Below are 15,389 nucleotides of genomic sequence, written 5' to 3'. Positions count from 1 at the left end.
TCACGGAATCCATTGCATAAAGCAGTTAGACTGGACGTTACCCTATCTAATCATGGCCTGTGAGCAGAAGTTCAACAAACTCATTCACTTTGGTCATCTTGTGGATTAATGGGTATAGCTATTTGATGCATTTGGTATTAATATTCCCGCCTTTTTGTAATGAGAGACACACCATGTCAGAAGCAACTAACAGCGAAAGCAAAAAAATCGATCTAGCCAGCATTTCTCCAGAGCTACGTAAAGTTATCGAATTTGACGAAGTTCCAGAGCAAATGTTCGAAATGGTTACCTCTATCCATGAAGTGTCTGAAGAAGCGGTACGTGAATCATGGGACGAAATGCCAGCAAGCGCACAGAACATTCTAGACAACTTTGAACAGTTTCATGCTCTAGTTTCTGTAGGCCAAGCATTCGCTGGTATTAATGTGATGGAAGAGTTTCCTACTCTTAATCTGCCAGAAAACATGACAGATGAAGATAAAGAAGAATACCGTGCTCAACTACTTGATAATGTGCTTCACAACTGTGTGAAAGACATGGTTAAGCAACTTAAGAAAGCACGTCGTGACCCACTTCTTAAGCGTGAATTCAAAGAAGTATTCGCGAAGTAATTCCGGCATTCTTCTAGTAAAAAAGGCCGCACTTTGCGGCCTTTTTTGATCATGAAGCGTAAATCAGTCTAAACGGTTAATGAGGCGCTAGTGCCATATCTTTTTGTGTCACACTGACACCTTTAATTTGTGCAAAAACACGGCTACCAACTTTTAGGTTGAGATCGTCAAGGGCCCACGGTGTGATCGTTGCCCACAAATAACATTTCTCGTCTAGCTTGAGTGATACATTAATACTCTGTTTGTCATCGGCTGCGTTAAACACTTCGATGGAATCGACAATAGCAGGCAGAATATTTCGAATCGACGTCGCCTTGGGCTGCTCGAGCGTGATAGAAACGTCATTGGCACGCACTTGCAAGCGTATTGGCGTGTCTGGTGTTCCGTCAATCTTTTGCACCCACAGGAATACATTAGGTGCAAGGTTGATACAAGTCAGTGCATAACGTTCATGATGTTCAGCAATCCGGCCTTCAAATAAGCTGCTTTGGTCTGAGAAAGATTGCCATGGACGCATAGCATGAGAAGCCCACACTTCCTCAAGCTTACCTGAACTCGAAATTTTACCTTGGTCAATAATTACAAGGTGCTGAGCAAGCCTTAAAATTTCCTGGAGACTGTGTGTGACATAGATAATAGGAATATTTACCTTCTCCGACAACTCCTCAAGAAAAGGCATTACCTCACGCTTTCTTGGCATATCGAGTGAGGCAAGTGGCTCATCCATCAAAAGCAAATTGGGCTTAGATAGCAATGCGCGCGCAATCGCAACACGTTGCTTTTCACCACCAGAAAGTGATACCGGAAAGCGCTTTAGTAACGGTTTGATAGACAAGAGTTCGGTGACTGCATCAAAATACTCGTCATCTTTTTCTTTAACGCCATATAACAAATTGCCTTGAACCGAATAGTGAGGAAACAAACGTGAATCCTGAAACACATAACCAATACCACGCTTGTGCGTTGGTAGGTTGATTCCCTGTTCACTGTCAAACAAAACATGCTCACCAACCGCAACATACCCTTGCCTTGGAGTGACCAATCCGCTGATGATGTTAATCAACGTCGTTTTACCTGCACCAGATCGTCCAAACAAGGCACTAATTCCGTTACAGGGTAACTTAAGTTTGATGTCGAAGTCAGTCTCACCAAGCATTTGTTTAAATTGGACTTTAATCGTCATTGCTTCGCACCCAATCTGCTTGCCGCTTTACGATTTAGCCATTCAGAGATCATTAATGTAGACAAGGCTAACGCGATAGAAATGATACACAGACGAGCCGCCTGCATTTCTGCACCTGGCGTTTCAATAAAGTTGTACATCGCCAGCGGAATCGTTTGGGTCTCACCCGGAATGTTAGAGACGAAACTGATCGTCGCCCCGAATTCGCCAAGACTACGAGCAAATGACAGCATCGTGCCCGTAATAATTCCGGGAATGGTCAGTGGTAACGTGACGGTGAGAAACACTTTTAAAGGAGAAGCGCCTAACGTAGAGGCTGCGTGCTCCAATTTAGGGTCGACGCTATCTAAGCTTAAGCGTACTGAACGAACCATCAAAGGCAAAGCCACGACAATACAAGCGACTACTGCCCCTTTCCAATTAAAGCTAAAGACTACCCCTAAGTTTTCATAGAGCCACTTTCCAAGGACCCCTTGTCGTCCTAAAGAAATCAACAATAAATAGCCGATTACCACTGGCGGCAATACCAGTGGTAAATGAATTAAGCTATCGAGAATCGATTTACCAAAGAACGTTTTTCGAGAAAGTAGCCAAGCAAGAAAAACGCCGAGAGGAATCAGCCAAAGTACTGCGTACGCGCCTACTTTGAGGCTTAACATTAAGGCTTGGTATTCCAGTTCTGTCACGCTTCGCTCCTATAATTGAAGGCCGGTTTATTGCTGAAAGCCATATTGAGCAAAAACGCGTGCGGCTTCGTCCGATTTTAGGTACTGGAAGAACTGCTCCGACTCAGTAGAATCATTCACAATTGCAGCCGGGTAAACAATAGCCGCATGCGTATCACTCGCAAATTCGCCGACAATTTTGACTTTATCAGTTAACTGAGCATCGGTTTTGTAGACCACACCTAAAGGCGCTTCTCCACGTTCAACCAACGCCAAAGCTAAGCGCACATTCTTTGCTGGTGCGACGTGAGTTTGAACCGCTTTCCATACACCCAGTGTAGTCAATGACTCTTTCGCGTACATACCAGCAGGTACTGACGTCGGATTGCCTAACGCAAGACGATTTCCATGCAATGCCTTCTCCCATGCCTTTGCATCAGAAAAGTTAAATGAGGTTAATTCTGAAGACTGAGGAGCAATCAACACTAAGCTATTGCGCACTAGATTTATGACATTGTCACGATAAATGACGTCTTTATCGACCAAATAATCCATCCATTTCGTGTTCGCAGAAATGAATACATCCGCTGGTGCGCCATTGATAATTTGTCGAGCGATAGAAGAAGAACCCCCATAAACGGGAGTGATAGAAACGTCATACTTTTCTTCAAAGTTTTGCGCGATCTCGTTAATCGCATTCGTCATAGAAGAGGCTGCATACACTTTTAGGTTCGTTGCTGCGTTTGCTGAAAATGAAATGCTTAATACTGCCGCAAGGCAAGCATGCTGTTTCCATGCTTTCATAGAGATACTCCAATACAAGGCAAGCGAAAGAACAGGTTATTTGAATATAAAGTTCAATCAGTTAATGTGCTATTTAAACAAAAAATCAAGGCGCATATGTTGTTCTATCGCATCTGCGATGCGATTAATGCCTTGCTCCTTTAACTCTTCAAAGTCTTGTTGTTTGATTTGGGTGCCGTTTACCCATTCTGATACCAGGCTTAAGGCATCTGCCTCGTCAAAGAACCCGTGAAGGTAGGTTCCCATGATTTGGCCACACTCGCTGATCGCCCCCTCCGCTTCACCGGAACTGAATGTAAGAGGTTGCAGGCCCCGTACTTCACTTTGCCCTACGTGGATTTCATAACCCTTTACATTGGCTGTTTTGCCGTTAAGAGAAAGCTGTGCTTGTGTGTTTGTAAGCTGTTTGCTGTTAGTTAGCGTCGTAGTGATATCAAGCAAGCCAAGCCCTTCGCTTTGACCTGGTTGGCCTTCGACGCCGTTTGAATCATCAATCAAGTTTCCAAGCATCTGGTAGCCGCCACAGATACCAATCACTTTTCCACCAAGACGAATATGACGCAAGATATCTTTATCCCACTCTTGGCTTCTTAGATACTCTAAGTCGTCTCTCACTGATTTGGTCCCAGGCAAAATAACCAGGTCGGCTTTATCTATTTTTTCGCCTTTACCCACATAACGTAGATTGATATCTGGATTCAATCGCAGCACATCAAAATCAGTATGATTACTAATCCGGGTTAAAACAGGCACAACAACATTCAGTTTTACCTCAGAGTGCAACTCTTGCTGCGCAGTGATCGCGTCTTCTGCTTCTAAATTCAAACCATGAAGAAAAGGAAGTACACCAAGTACAGGTTTACCTGTTTTTTCTTCTAGCCAATCGAGGCCCGATTGCAATAAACGAATATCACCTCGAAAACGGTTGATAACAAATCCTTTTACTCGCGCTTGTTCAGATTCAGAAAGTAACGCAAGTGTTCCGTACAAATGTGCAAACACTCCACCACGATCAATATCAGCGACAATGATCACTGGTACATCAGCGGCCTCAGCAAAACCCATGTTTGCAATATCGCCTTCTCGTAAATTGATTTCAGCAGGACTCCCCGCGCCCTCGATAATGATCGAATCAAATTCTTGAGTCAGACGAGAGAAGGAATCTAACACCGTGTCCATCGCCACTTTCTTGTAATCATGAAAGCCAGCCGCATCCATATTGGAAATCGCCTTACCCTGCAAAATGATCTGAGCACCTGTATCACTGTTAGGTTTAATTAAAACCGGATTCATATGTACAGTTGGCTCAATATTACACGCCTGTGCCTGAACGGCCTGTGCTCGACCTATTTCACCGCCATCTTTGGTTACCGCACTATTTAGTGCCATGTTTTGTGGCTTAAATGGGGCAACATTTATCCCTTTTCGTGCTAATACACGGCATAAACCTGCCACAAGGACACTTTTTCCGGCATCCGAAGTGGTGCCTTGAACCATTAAAGATGGGATCGCTGATTTCATGAACATTTGTAAGGAATAGAGGAAGATGAACAATCATAACGTCATCGTCCCCACTTACTCAAGCAAATGAATAGAATATGAATGTTGAAATCATCATTGGTTCAAACAAGCCCTGCTTTAATGACCCCATCAAAACAAACCGATGAGGATGTAACATGAAAAAGAATACAATTATCGCAACAATCGCCGCCTTAGCTATTGCTCCTTCTATCGCGTTCGCGAAAGATAACGCTCAAAACCAATCAAACTTGCAGTTTAACGGTCCTGTCACTGTGGAAAAATTGGATGCCTTGCTAAACGACTCCAATATGTTTACTGAAAAAGATGTGGTCGTTGAAGGTAACTTATTGCGTCAAGTTCGCGCGGATAAGTTTGTCTTTAGCGATGGTTCCGGTGAAGTGATGGTCGAACTCGATGACGATATTCAGCTAAACACTCCGATTGATCACACGACTAAAGTCCGTCTGTTTGGCGAATTTGAAGGCGGGAACAAACCAGAGATTGAAGTCGAACAACTCGTGGTCATGTAAAACAAACCCCGATTGCTGTGCATATCAACATGATGTAGTGACGATTACAGCTAAATAGTGACGGCAAGCACTTAAAATGATAGCTTTATCAATCTTGGTCTGCTTTTTGCAGACCATTTTTTTGTTCATTTTATTCATCTTGCCCGGAGACACCATGCTAGGTAAAGCTCTAAAGGTTGCAGCCTTTGGTTTGTGTGCTATTTTGCCACTTTCCGCACATGCAAATAATTTCAACTACAACACGATGGAATTTCGCATGGGCACTAGCCCTGGTACATTTGGTGGCGAGTTCAATACCTACTTTACAGAGAATACCCATTTCATTGCTCGCGCAGACAGTGAATTCAGCGGAGACTGGGACATTGCTGGTGGTATAGGCTTTAATGGGCCAGCAGGCCAATTTGCAGATATTTATGGCCAAATGTTGGTACACAACATTAAAGAGAACGGCAGTGATAAAGTGGGCGACGAGTGGCGCACGGAAGTGAATATTGGCACTCGTATTTGGTTTATGCAAAATGTTGAGCTACATGGCCGTATCGGCCAAATCATAGATAATGACGATTCGAATACCATTTACAATCTAGGCGCACGATTCCACTCAACTCAGCAACTATCGCTTGGTGCAGATTTTAAAAATAATGGTGTCTATGGCCAGCAAATTGTAATGTCTGCTCGTTTTGCATTTTAGTGGATATGACTATGACTATGACTATGACTACCAGGGCATCACAAGCAATCATATGATTCAATAAAAATAGCCTCCGATTTTGGAGGCCATTTTTTGTTAATCACGAATTATTAGCTTGTAGCAGAAACTAGCTGTAATACATCAGTTTTTAGCGGTTTTTTTAGGTTTATCTTGCACATATTTTTTCGATACATCTACAACGGCGATATCTCTAAAAAAGCTTCGACCAAGCAAAATTGGAAACGTCATATGTCCGCGATCCGCTAACGTAAACTCTGTCTTTTCTTTGTGATCCCCAACGGTAATGTAGGCTTTTACCACCGCTCGTTTATCCACCTCTTCTGACGAAGACTGCTTAACTTTAGCCCAGCGCTCAACGGGTACTTTAAATTCTTTGGTGTCTTTGTCACCTAAATCTATCTTAAATTTAACCCAGTCTTTACCATCACGCTCAAACGGAACAATGTCAGTCGCACTAATTGATGATGTTGTCGCACCTGTATCGACTCTAGCCTTGAAAGTCTGGTCAATTTCAGGAACATAAACCCATTCTTCAGAACCAAGAATTAACATGCCATCGGGTGTTTTTGTGACCTTGACTGGCTTCTTAGGCTTTGGTTCCGGCTTTTTCTCAGGTTTCGCTTCTGGTTTGGGCTCCACCTCTGGCTTTGGATCTACATCAGGTTTCACTTCTGGCTCGACTTTAACGGGCTCTTCGACCTTTGGCGACTCTGGCTCAACAGGTTCCTGCGTCGTTTGAGTTGACGTACAAGCAATTAAACTGCCGCTCATCATAAGCGGCAGAATCAGTTTCCAGTTTTTCATCCACACTCCAATTAAGCTTGAGATACTTTCTTAATTGCGTCCGCTACGTATGGAATATGAGTTTCGGTAAGTCCGGCAATGTTAATTCGACCATCGCCAACACCATAAATGCCATAATCTTCACGCAGTTGCGCCATTTGGTTTCCACTAAAGCCTAGCACAGTAAACATGCCTTTGTGACCCTCAATGAAATCAAATTGATCTGTATTATGGTTGTTTCTCAACTCGTTACACAAACTTTGACGAAGGCTAACCAAACGATGTTGCATTTCACTCAATTCTTGCTTCCAAACGGAAGTGAGCTTGTCATCTTGCAGAATGGTCTTGACTAAAGCTGCACCATGGTCGGGTGGCATCGTGTAAGTCGAGCGAGCTAGAGTGAGGAGTTTACCTTTTGCATTGGTTACATCATGCATGTTCTTACCAACCACAATCGCTGCACCAGTTCGTTCACGGTACAAACCAAAGTTCTTCGAACATGAAGTAGTAATCAACATCTCTTCAACGTTATCTGCCATAAAACGAAGACCTTTTGCGTCTTCTTCTAGGCCATCACCGAAGCCTTGGTAGGCAATGTCCACAAATGGGATGAAACCGTTCTTCTGCGACAATTCTGTAATGGCTTGCCAAGCAGATAAGTCAATATCCGCACCAGTTGGATTGTGGCAACAACCATGAAGAAGTACCACATCTGAAGGCCCAGCTTTCGCAAGATCATCCATCATTTTTGCGGTGTCTACTTGTTTCGTTTCCGAAGAGAAATAGTGGTAGAACTTAACTTTAAGGCCTGCTGCTTCCATTACTGGCTTGTGGTTTACGTAGCTTGGGTTGGAAATCCAAACCGTCGTATCTGGCTGTGCGATCTTCATCAGATCACCGAGCATACGCAGCGCACCACTTGCACCTGGCGTTTGAATTGCTGCAACACGATCCATTGCAGACGTTCCCGTCAGCAGCAAATCGATCATGCTTTTATTAAATTCTTCGCAACCCGCAAGACCAACGTAAGACTTGGTTTTTTGAGTTTCAAAAACGACATCCTGCGCCATTTGAATGGCTTTCATAATCGGCGTTTCGCCTGCGCTGTTTTTGTATACGCCAATGCCAAGGTCAACCTTGTTTGGACGTTCATCGTTACGGTATGCAACGGATAGAGATAAAATAGGATCTAATACGGGAGTTGGGAGATTAGAAAACATGAAAGTCATAACCCTTTGAAATTCAAGTACCGAACCTCACGTTAACACCATCGCAAAAAATGACGAAATGATTTTTCACTTATTTCATCAATTAGAGAACAAAATTCTGGCTTACGGTGAGTTTTGTGCGCTCTATCGTTCAGAAAAAGAACGATTCACTCCTTGTCGTACCAATCCACTCTACCGTTTTTTCTAAACTCTCTTGGTGTCATGGTCGACCACGCTTTAAAACGTGTACTAAAGTTAGCGCTTGTCGGATATCCGACTATTTCTCCAATATGCTGAATTGGCCATTCTGTTGAACGAAGTAACCTAGCAGCATATTCCATGCGCATACGCGTTAAATGTGCCATTGGGCTTCGACCAAACTGCTTTTGAGTCAGTCGATGCAAATGAGGCTCCGAACATGGATATAGAGCCGCCACCTGCTCAACGCTCCAATCCTTATGGAGCTGACGTTGGACAAGGTCAAATACACGCCGAAGCCTCAATTGGCTGCGTGATATCGACTCTGAGGGCGGCATGTTTAACATCAGCTCTAACTGAGCCACACTATGCTCACCTACCGCACCACCATAATCGATTGGAAGGTGAATGCTGCGTAGTAGTGTTTGGATACATGCATACATCACTTCAGGTGTAGATGAAAGCTGGTAGCGAACATCGCATTCTAATATCGGCCACTCTCTATCAGGAGCAAGAAAAAGCCACGCGATCTGCCAAGGTTCTTCTTCTATACCAAAACCGTTTTCAACACCTGCGGGTACTGTAATCAACGAGCCCGGTTCCAAATCGTATCGATAAGTCCCACTCTCTAGCCACCCTTTACCACGCACCGTATAGAGCAGCATGTGTTTCTTTTGGTTTTTACGATAAACAGAGAAGAAGTCACGACAAGTGGCAATGCCGCACTGCACAATGCCTCTCTCCTCAAGTGCTAATACTCGACTGTGATCAATAAACTCTTGATAAGTTTTTTCTGAAATCGCGTAGCGTTCTTGTTTATCTTCCATGATTTATTGGCTCACATGTGCTGTTAGTAGAGAGTTTTACAAAGGTTTTGGATTCCTTTGAAAAATACACCGCCAAATCATGAGGATAAACTACTCGCATTAATCTTTAAGGAGAAATGCGATGCTCTTAACACGCGAATACATCGATAAAGTATTTTGGCAAAAACTGATTACGATTGGCCTACCTGTTTCACTTCAGTCCATGCTTTTTGCTTTGCTCGGCGTCGTGGATATTTTCATGGTAAGCCTACTCGGTGAATCTGCAACGGCAGCAGTTGGAGTTGGAAATCGTATCTTTTTCTTCAACCTAGCGGTTGTCTTTGGCCTATGCGGTGCAGTTACCGTACTTGCTTCTCAATACTACGGCTCAGGAAACCTAGCCGGAATTCGCAGAACGTTGGCGCAATCTTGGTTTATTTCCATTTTGGTGACGCTGCCGTTTATCGTTCTTTATGCGATTTTTGATGAAGAGATCGTCTCTTTTATGTCAGACGATCCTGAATACGTCACTTATGCACGTGATTATCTTGTGGTTACGGGCTTTAGCCTCATTGCTACGGCGATAGTAGTACCGATTGAAGCGGTATTGCGCTCCGTGGGCCAAACCAAACTGGCAACCAACGTTAGTATCTCCGCCATTGTCGTTAACGTCGCGCTTAATTATGTTTTGATTTTTGGTTTATTTGGTTTCCCTCAATGGGGCGTATTTGGTGCAGCCGTAGGTAGTTTTGTTTCTCGATTTTTCCAAACCGCCGTCTTGATTTATTTTTTCTACAAACGATATGCTTACCTAATTCCGACTAAGTTCGATTGGGTACAAGGCCGCTTAAAACAGTATCGAAAAAAGTACTTTAAGGTTTCTTTACCCATGTTGGTCCACGATGCGCTTTGGACTGGTGGATTGATCGTTTACAGCATCATCTATGGTCAATTGGGCGTTTCAGAACTGGCGATCATCTCATTCTTATCACCGATTGAAGGGGTACTGATTTCAACCTTTATGGGATTTGCGGTCGCTGCATCCGTTCTTCTTGGGAATGATATTGGTGCAAAACATTATGACCGAGTCGAGAAAACGGCGTGGTGGTATGTGTTAACCAGCGCAATCTTAGCCACCTTGCTGTTTTTCCTAGTGTGGTTGAGCTCGCCCATGATTCATCACCTATTGGTACTGAGCCCGTTAACCGATGCAGACATGGCACTTAACGTATGTTTAGTCATGGCGCTAGGTATGATTTTGAGGGTGTTTAACATGGTTGGGATTGGCGGCGTACTAAAGAGTGGCGCTGATATTCGCTATAGCATTTTCATCGACACGTTCGGTCAGTGGGCTATTGGCATCCCCCTTACTTATTACACAGGCATGGTGCTAGGGCTGCCTTTGCATTTTGTCTTGATGTCTCTGCTCGCGGAAGAGTTAGTGAAAGGCGTACTGACGACTTACCGTATTCAATCTAAACGTTGGATAAATAATATGGTTGAAGATGACCAATCGGTGACAGCGTAACCAAAAAGACATTAACGAACTCACACCAAAAGGGCTCACCCGTTATGCACGCGTGAGCCCTTTTTATGTGCGGAGAATACTTGATTAGATGTCCGTAAAGCGATGAATGATTTGGTTTGAACTGCCACGCCATTCGAGATTGAGGTCTTTCTTGTCTTGTTCAAACTTACCATCAATCAAAACATCGATGTATTGCACCACTTCCCTTTGCGCGTCATTCAGTTCCGTCAGCGTGTAGCCAGTCCAAACCCAAATGTCTTTACCTGGGCACTCCTCTCTCACCCTTTTCACTATCTTCAAAATATGAGGCACATTAGCAGGGTGAAGCGGATCTCCACCCGACAACGACAAGCCACGGCGTTTGATACGCGTGTCGTTTAAGTCAGCGATGATTTTGTCTTCCGCTTCTTGCGTGAAAAGTACACCAGAATCCAAACGTTGCGTCGACTGGTTATAACAGCCACGGCACTGATGCACACAACCCGACACAAACAGCGTGCAGCGCGTACCCGGTCCGTTAACAACGTCAATTGGATAGTATTGGTGGTAATTCATAATGCGTCTCTGTGTTATCGAGAAAGAGAAAATCAACCTGTTTAAAGTTGATTTTCAAAGTGTAAAACGAGTGGTAGTTAACCTTACAGGTGTTTAACTCGGCGCTTCACTTCTTCTTGCTTACCGAAGTTAAACGGGCGTGCATCTGGGCTGCCTAGGTAGCCACAAACACGACGTGTCACTGACACTTTGGTTGAATCATGGTTGCCACAGCTTGGGCAAGTGAAGCCTTTACTTGTACAGTCAAACTCACCGTTGTAACCACACTCGTAACACTCATCAATTGGCGTGTTAGTTCCGTAGTAAGGCACTCGGGTGTAACTGTAGTCCCATACGTTTTCTAGTGCTTCAACGTTACGTTGCATGTTCGGGAACTCGCCGTAACAGATAAAGCCGCCGCTTGAGATTTCTGGGTAAGGCATCTCAAAGTCGATCTTGTCGTATGGGTTCACCTTCTTCTCAACATCTAGGTGGAAGCTGTTGGTGTAGTAACCTTTGTCTGTTACGCCTTCAATTACGCCGAACTCTTTCGCATCGATGCGGCAGAAACGGCTACATAGGTTTTCACTTGGCGTTGCATATAAGCTGAAGCCATAACCTGTTTCGTCAGCCCATTGATTCACAGCATCTTTTAGATGCTTGATGATCGCGACCGCTTTTTCACGCAAAACAGCGTCATCATAAACGTGCGCTTCTGTACCGAATAGCGCGTTAATTGTCTCGTGTACACCGATGTAACCAAGAGAAATAGACGCACGACCGTTCTTGAAGATATCTGCGATTGAGTCGTCTGCTTTCAAGCGAACACCACATGCGCCTTCCATGTATAGGATTGGGGCCACACGTGCTTTCACGTTTTCAAGGCGAGAGATACGTGTCTCTAGTGCTTTACGAGCAAGACGTAGGCGGTCATTTAGAAGCTCGTAGAATTTCTCTTCGCTTCCGTTTGCACGGATAGCGATACGAGGAAGGTTCAAGCTCACGACGCCAAGGTTGTTACGACCTTCGTGAATCAGCTCACCGTTTTCTTCGTAAGTACCAAGGAAGCTACGGCAACCCATTGGCGTTTTGAATGAACCGGTTACTTCCACTACTTTGTCGTAGTTAAGAATGTCTGGGTACATACGCTTAGACGCACACTCAAGCGCAAGTTGCTTGATGTCGTAGTTTGGATCTTCTGATTTGTGGTTCAAACCATCTTTGATGCCGAATACAAGTTTAGGGAATACCGCTGTTTTACGGTTCTTGCCTAGACCTGCAATACGATTCTTCAGAATCGATTTCTGGATCAGGCGGGATGCCCAGCTTGTACCAAGACCAAAACCGAACGTAACGAATGGGGTTTGACCGTTCGCTGTATGCAGCGTGTTTACTTCGTATTCTAGAGATTGAAATGCGTCGTAACACTCTTTCTCAGTGCGCGCTTTTGCGAACTCTTCTGGCTCAGCAATGTTCCACTCTTTTGCAATCTCTAGGTGTTTCTCGTAGCTTGTGATTACGTACGGTTCTAGAACCTCATCAATACGGTTGATGGTTGTACCGCCGTAAATGTGGCTCGCGACTTGAGCAATGATTTGTGCTGTTACCGCTGTTGCAGTCGAAATTGATTTTGGCGTATCAATCTCAGCGTTACCCATTTTAAAACCATGCGTCAGCATGCCTTTAAGATCGATAAGCATACAGTTAAACATTGGGAAGAACGGTGCGTAGTCTAAATCGTGGTAGTGAATGTCACCCACTTCGTGCGCTTGAACCACATCGCGAGGAAGAATGTGCGTCTTCGCGTAGTGTTTCGCTACGATACCAGCCAACAAGTCACGTTGAGTCGGAATTACTTTGCCGTCTTTGTTCGCGTTCTCGTTGATTAGATCCAGATTACTTTCTTCAATCAAACCTTCGATTTCGCGAGTTAGTGCACTTTGCTTCTCACGAGCGATGTCGCGATCGTGGCGATATTCAATGTAAGAACGCGCTAGGGCTTTGTAAGGACCTTGCATGAGTTCATTTTCGACTAAGTCTTGAATCTCATGGATGTGAACTTCATCGTGTTCTCTTAACTGTAACTCGACAGCAAGAGCCACATTAAGAGCATAAATAGCGACATCTTTATCTTTGTTTTCCGCTGCTGCTTCAACTGCTGCTTGGATACGATCCCTGTTGAACGGAGCTCTTGATCCGTCGCGTTTGATTACGATTGGTTTCACTTTGTTCTCCTTACCCGAGCATACTCACAGAGTTATCCACAAACACACTATATGGGGTTATTTTTTATTCTGGCAACACAATATATTGTGGCGTATTTAACGAGAAGCACCACTCGAAAACATTGATTTTGATCAATAAAGATTGGCTAGCGAACAAGAAGAAATCGATCTTATTGGCGTTGATCTCAGTTGCGAAGAAAACCATGAAAATTGCAAAATTGGTACTAAATCTACTTGCTATTTTTGGAGGTCTTGTAGGATAAAGGATGGAAAGGAATACGCTAAAAGATAGGAGTGCAACAGGCCAAAATGCGATCACTTTTTGTTACGTTAATATTACTTTTTAGTTCTCTTTCATTTGCTCAAAACTCCATCAATCTAACCAGTTGGAACATAGAATGGTTATCTATAGATGGTGGAAAAGTGTCGAGAACACCACAAGATTTTGAAAAACTGACCCACTATGTGGATAAAACACAAGCCGACATTCTTGCTTTTCAAGAAGTCGAAAGCGTCGCTGCAATGCAAAAAGCTGTTGGCAATGACTTCACTATCTATCTTTCCGCTCGTTCAAACGCCTCCAACCGACACCTTCAGTTTAACGACACCAACCAATACACAGGCTTTGCCGTGCGCAATGGCGTAAGCGTATTAGACAAGCCAGACTTCTCTATCACACGAGGCAACAGCAAGCTGCGCTTCGCGAGCTACCTTGTTTTAAATCCAAACCAAGAAAACGAGACTCACCTACTCTCTGTACATCTGAAAGCGGGTTGCAGTGGCGCGTATCGTAATAACCGCGATTGTAAGATAGTGAAACAACAAGGACAGGCACTAGCTAAGTGGATAAAGGCGCGCGAGGACAACAAACAACATTATGTCGTGCTTGGCGACTTTAACCACAACTTGGGTTATCAAGGAGATTGGTTGTGGGACGTGATATCGGACAATACTAGTGCAAAGCTAGTGACTAAAGAGACTAAAGCGGAATGTAAAGTGCGTTCTAATCGTAATCCGAATAAAACCCACCAATTCCGCTCGGTGATAGACCACATTATTGTGAGTGGTGATTTAAAGGCGTCGTCTGGTGTTCAAACCGTTTTCAAAACACAAGATGTACTCGACTACAAACTGAGTGACCATTGCCCGGTTTCTACGACACTCACTTTTTAGCGTTTAAGTACTATTTTTAACGTTGAAGTACTTTCTTTATTGACGAACCACTCTTTTAGCGGTGAATGACCCAGCCAACATTGCCACTATAAAGAGCAGAACTTGTGTGTTGCCAGTGAAAAGGCTGGCAACCGCAGGACCAGGACACACACCCAGTAACCCCCAACCAATACCAAACAGTACAGCACCACCGACTAACTTTTTGTCTATCGCTTTAGAAGTTGGGCGTACAATCTCATCACCAAACACAGATTCGCTTCTTGGCTTTATTAATAAAAGATAAGCTGGAACGAACACCGCAAGTGCTCCGCCCATTACAAAGGCTAAGCTTGGATCCCATGCTCCAGTAATATCGAGAAAGCCAATCACTTTTGCCGGTTCAGCCATACCAGAGACCACCATACCAATACCAAAGAGCACACCAGAAAATGCAACAACGGACATTTGCTTAATACTTTTCATTACATGAGTTTTCATAACGGCACTATTCCTCACGATACTAGCAAGACGGTTAACATGGCTGTGGCCATAAAAGTACACGTCGCGACCACAGAACGGATTGAGAAACGCCCTATCCCACAAATGCCATGACCACTAGTACAACCATTGCCGATACGCGTACCGACACCGACTAACAAGCCAGCAACGATAACTAAAACAACAGAGCCGCTGTACTGTTCTGGTACATGCCCGCCAAGAACATAAACAGCAAACACGCCACCTAATACCATCGCAATTAAAAAAACAATGCGCCAAACGCGATCTGCGTTCTCAACGGCACCGTTTAAGATCCCACTGATCCCAGCAGTCTTGCCAGTAAATAGCATCAGTGTTATCGCTGATACGCCAACTATTATGCCGCCCAACAGCGACATCCAAGGAACTTCAAACATAGCAACCGCCAAACT

Annotated in this window: 16 protein-coding genes; 5 read left to right on the top strand and 11 right to left on the bottom strand. The window is 44.1% G+C overall.

Annotated features, from left to right (window positions below):
- Nucleotides 1-173 precede the first annotated feature (173 nt).
- Nucleotides 174-611: a DUF3069 domain-containing protein gene (locus tag R7E42_RS07410; protein ID WP_005376232.1), complete on the top strand. Its 438-nt coding sequence runs from the start codon at nt 174-176 to the stop codon at nt 609-611.
- A 76-nt stretch (nt 612-687) separates the two neighbouring features.
- Here R7E42_RS07410 and modC read toward each other — a convergent pair whose 3' ends face one another.
- The 4 genes from modC to R7E42_RS07390 form a co-directional block, all read right to left on the bottom strand.
- Complete coding sequence (modC, locus tag R7E42_RS07405; protein ID WP_318072547.1) at nt 688-1,794, bottom strand: molybdenum ABC transporter ATP-binding protein ModC; 1,107 nt, start codon at nt 1,792-1,794, stop codon at nt 688-690.
- The gene (gene modB, locus R7E42_RS07400; protein ID WP_205391170.1) at nt 1,791-2,480 is read right to left on the bottom strand and encodes a molybdate ABC transporter permease subunit; all 690 of its coding nucleotides are present in this window, start codon (nt 2,478-2,480) and stop codon (nt 1,791-1,793) included. Before modB ends, modC begins: the two co-directional genes overlap by 4 nt.
- A gap of 27 nt (nt 2,481-2,507) precedes the next feature.
- On the bottom strand, nt 2,508-3,263 hold the full coding sequence (modA, locus tag R7E42_RS07395; RefSeq protein WP_213866340.1) for a molybdate ABC transporter substrate-binding protein: 756 nt from the start codon (nt 3,261-3,263) through the stop codon (nt 2,508-2,510).
- Nucleotides 3,264-3,332: 69 nt separating this feature from the next.
- Complete coding sequence (locus tag R7E42_RS07390; RefSeq protein WP_318072546.1) at nt 3,333-4,784, bottom strand: cobyric acid synthase; 1,452 nt, start codon at nt 4,782-4,784, stop codon at nt 3,333-3,335.
- 155 nt (nt 4,785-4,939) lie between these two features.
- Here R7E42_RS07390 and R7E42_RS07385 point away from each other — a divergent pair, with 155 nt between their 5' ends.
- Complete coding sequence (locus R7E42_RS07385; RefSeq protein ID WP_005376220.1) at nt 4,940-5,314, top strand: YgiW/YdeI family stress tolerance OB fold protein; 375 nt, start codon at nt 4,940-4,942, stop codon at nt 5,312-5,314.
- 154 nt (nt 5,315-5,468) lie between these two features.
- Nucleotides 5,469-6,005: a hypothetical protein gene (locus R7E42_RS07380; protein WP_017634623.1), complete on the top strand. Its 537-nt coding sequence runs from the start codon at nt 5,469-5,471 to the stop codon at nt 6,003-6,005.
- Between the two features lie 141 nt (nt 6,006-6,146).
- Here the strand turns inward: R7E42_RS07380 and R7E42_RS07375 are convergent, their stop codons facing one another.
- From R7E42_RS07375 to R7E42_RS07365, 3 genes are all read right to left on the bottom strand, one after another.
- On the bottom strand, nt 6,147-6,830 hold the full coding sequence (locus R7E42_RS07375) for an ATP-dependent zinc protease (RefSeq protein WP_005388032.1): 684 nt from the start codon (nt 6,828-6,830) through the stop codon (nt 6,147-6,149).
- Nucleotides 6,831-6,841: 11 nt separating this feature from the next.
- Nucleotides 6,842-8,029 carry an aromatic amino acid transaminase gene (locus R7E42_RS07370; RefSeq protein ID WP_213961295.1) on the bottom strand — a complete coding sequence of 396 codons (1,188 nt, stop codon included), beginning with the start codon at nt 8,027-8,029 and terminating at the stop codon, nt 6,842-6,844.
- 155 nt (nt 8,030-8,184) lie between these two features.
- A complete protein-coding gene (locus R7E42_RS07365) occupies nt 8,185-9,042 on the bottom strand; it encodes an AraC family transcriptional regulator (RefSeq protein ID WP_017634626.1) in 858 nt (285 codons plus the stop codon).
- A 121-nt stretch (nt 9,043-9,163) separates the two neighbouring features.
- Here R7E42_RS07365 and R7E42_RS07360 point away from each other — a divergent pair, with 121 nt between their 5' ends.
- Complete coding sequence (locus R7E42_RS07360) at nt 9,164-10,549, top strand: MATE family efflux transporter (protein WP_017634627.1); 1,386 nt, start codon at nt 9,164-9,166, stop codon at nt 10,547-10,549.
- A gap of 84 nt (nt 10,550-10,633) precedes the next feature.
- Here the strand turns inward: R7E42_RS07360 and nrdG are convergent, their stop codons facing one another.
- Nucleotides 10,634-11,104 carry an anaerobic ribonucleoside-triphosphate reductase-activating protein gene (nrdG, locus tag R7E42_RS07355; protein ID WP_005376213.1) on the bottom strand — a complete coding sequence of 157 codons (471 nt, stop codon included), beginning with the start codon at nt 11,102-11,104 and terminating at the stop codon, nt 10,634-10,636.
- A gap of 83 nt (nt 11,105-11,187) precedes the next feature.
- Nucleotides 11,188-13,308 carry an anaerobic ribonucleoside-triphosphate reductase gene (nrdD, locus tag R7E42_RS07350; RefSeq protein WP_005388026.1) on the bottom strand — a complete coding sequence of 707 codons (2,121 nt, stop codon included), beginning with the start codon at nt 13,306-13,308 and terminating at the stop codon, nt 11,188-11,190.
- A gap of 309 nt (nt 13,309-13,617) precedes the next feature.
- Here nrdD and R7E42_RS07345 point away from each other — a divergent pair, with 309 nt between their 5' ends.
- Entirely contained in the window at nt 13,618-14,481 is an 864-nt protein-coding gene (locus tag R7E42_RS07345; protein ID WP_318072545.1) for an endonuclease/exonuclease/phosphatase family protein, read from the top strand.
- Between the two features lie 36 nt (nt 14,482-14,517).
- Here the strand turns inward: R7E42_RS07345 and R7E42_RS07340 are convergent, their stop codons facing one another.
- The gene (locus R7E42_RS07340) at nt 14,518-14,958 is read right to left on the bottom strand and encodes a YeeE/YedE family protein (RefSeq protein ID WP_239932700.1); all 441 of its coding nucleotides are present in this window, start codon (nt 14,956-14,958) and stop codon (nt 14,518-14,520) included.
- A 14-nt stretch (nt 14,959-14,972) separates the two neighbouring features.
- Nucleotides 14,973-15,386: a YeeE/YedE family protein gene (locus tag R7E42_RS07335; protein WP_372058356.1), complete on the bottom strand. Its 414-nt coding sequence runs from the start codon at nt 15,384-15,386 to the stop codon at nt 14,973-14,975.
- Nucleotides 15,387-15,389 lie beyond the last annotated feature (3 nt).

Origin of the sequence: Vibrio sp. Vb1337 (assembly GCF_033338715.1) — a bacterium.
GTDB classification, from domain to species: Bacteria; Pseudomonadota; Gammaproteobacteria; order Enterobacterales; family Vibrionaceae; genus Vibrio; species Vibrio alginolyticus.
Note: the sequence above shows the minus strand (reverse complement) of the source record. Positions and strands in the feature narration are given on the sequence as shown.

Excerpts from the sequence above, each read along its gene's own strand:
- R7E42_RS07410 (WP_005376232.1), top strand. The coding sequence starts at position 174 with ATGTCAGAAGCAACTAACAGCGAAAGCAAAAAAATCGATCTAGCCAGC.
- modC (WP_318072547.1), bottom strand. The coding sequence starts at position 1,794 with ATGACGATTAAAGTCCAATTTAAACAAATGCTTGGTGAGACTGACTTC.
- modA (WP_213866340.1), bottom strand. The coding sequence starts at position 3,263 with ATGAAAGCATGGAAACAGCATGCTTGCCTTGCGGCAGTATTAAGCATT.
- R7E42_RS07390 (WP_318072546.1), bottom strand. The coding sequence starts at position 4,784 with ATGAAATCAGCGATCCCATCTTTAATGGTTCAAGGCACCACTTCGGAT.
- R7E42_RS07385 (WP_005376220.1), top strand. The coding sequence starts at position 4,940 with ATGAAAAAGAATACAATTATCGCAACAATCGCCGCCTTAGCTATTGCT.
- R7E42_RS07380 (WP_017634623.1), top strand. The coding sequence starts at position 5,469 with ATGCTAGGTAAAGCTCTAAAGGTTGCAGCCTTTGGTTTGTGTGCTATT.
- R7E42_RS07375 (WP_005388032.1), bottom strand. The coding sequence starts at position 6,830 with ATGAAAAACTGGAAACTGATTCTGCCGCTTATGATGAGCGGCAGTTTA.
- R7E42_RS07370 (WP_213961295.1), bottom strand. The coding sequence starts at position 8,029 with ATGTTTTCTAATCTCCCAACTCCCGTATTAGATCCTATTTTATCTCTA.
- R7E42_RS07365 (WP_017634626.1), bottom strand. The coding sequence starts at position 9,042 with ATGGAAGATAAACAAGAACGCTACGCGATTTCAGAAAAAACTTATCAA.
- R7E42_RS07360 (WP_017634627.1), top strand. The coding sequence starts at position 9,164 with ATGCTCTTAACACGCGAATACATCGATAAAGTATTTTGGCAAAAACTG.
- nrdG (WP_005376213.1), bottom strand. The coding sequence starts at position 11,104 with ATGAATTACCACCAATACTATCCAATTGACGTTGTTAACGGACCGGGT.
- R7E42_RS07345 (WP_318072545.1), top strand. The coding sequence starts at position 13,618 with ATGCGATCACTTTTTGTTACGTTAATATTACTTTTTAGTTCTCTTTCA.
- R7E42_RS07340 (WP_239932700.1), bottom strand. The coding sequence starts at position 14,958 with ATGAAAACTCATGTAATGAAAAGTATTAAGCAAATGTCCGTTGTTGCA.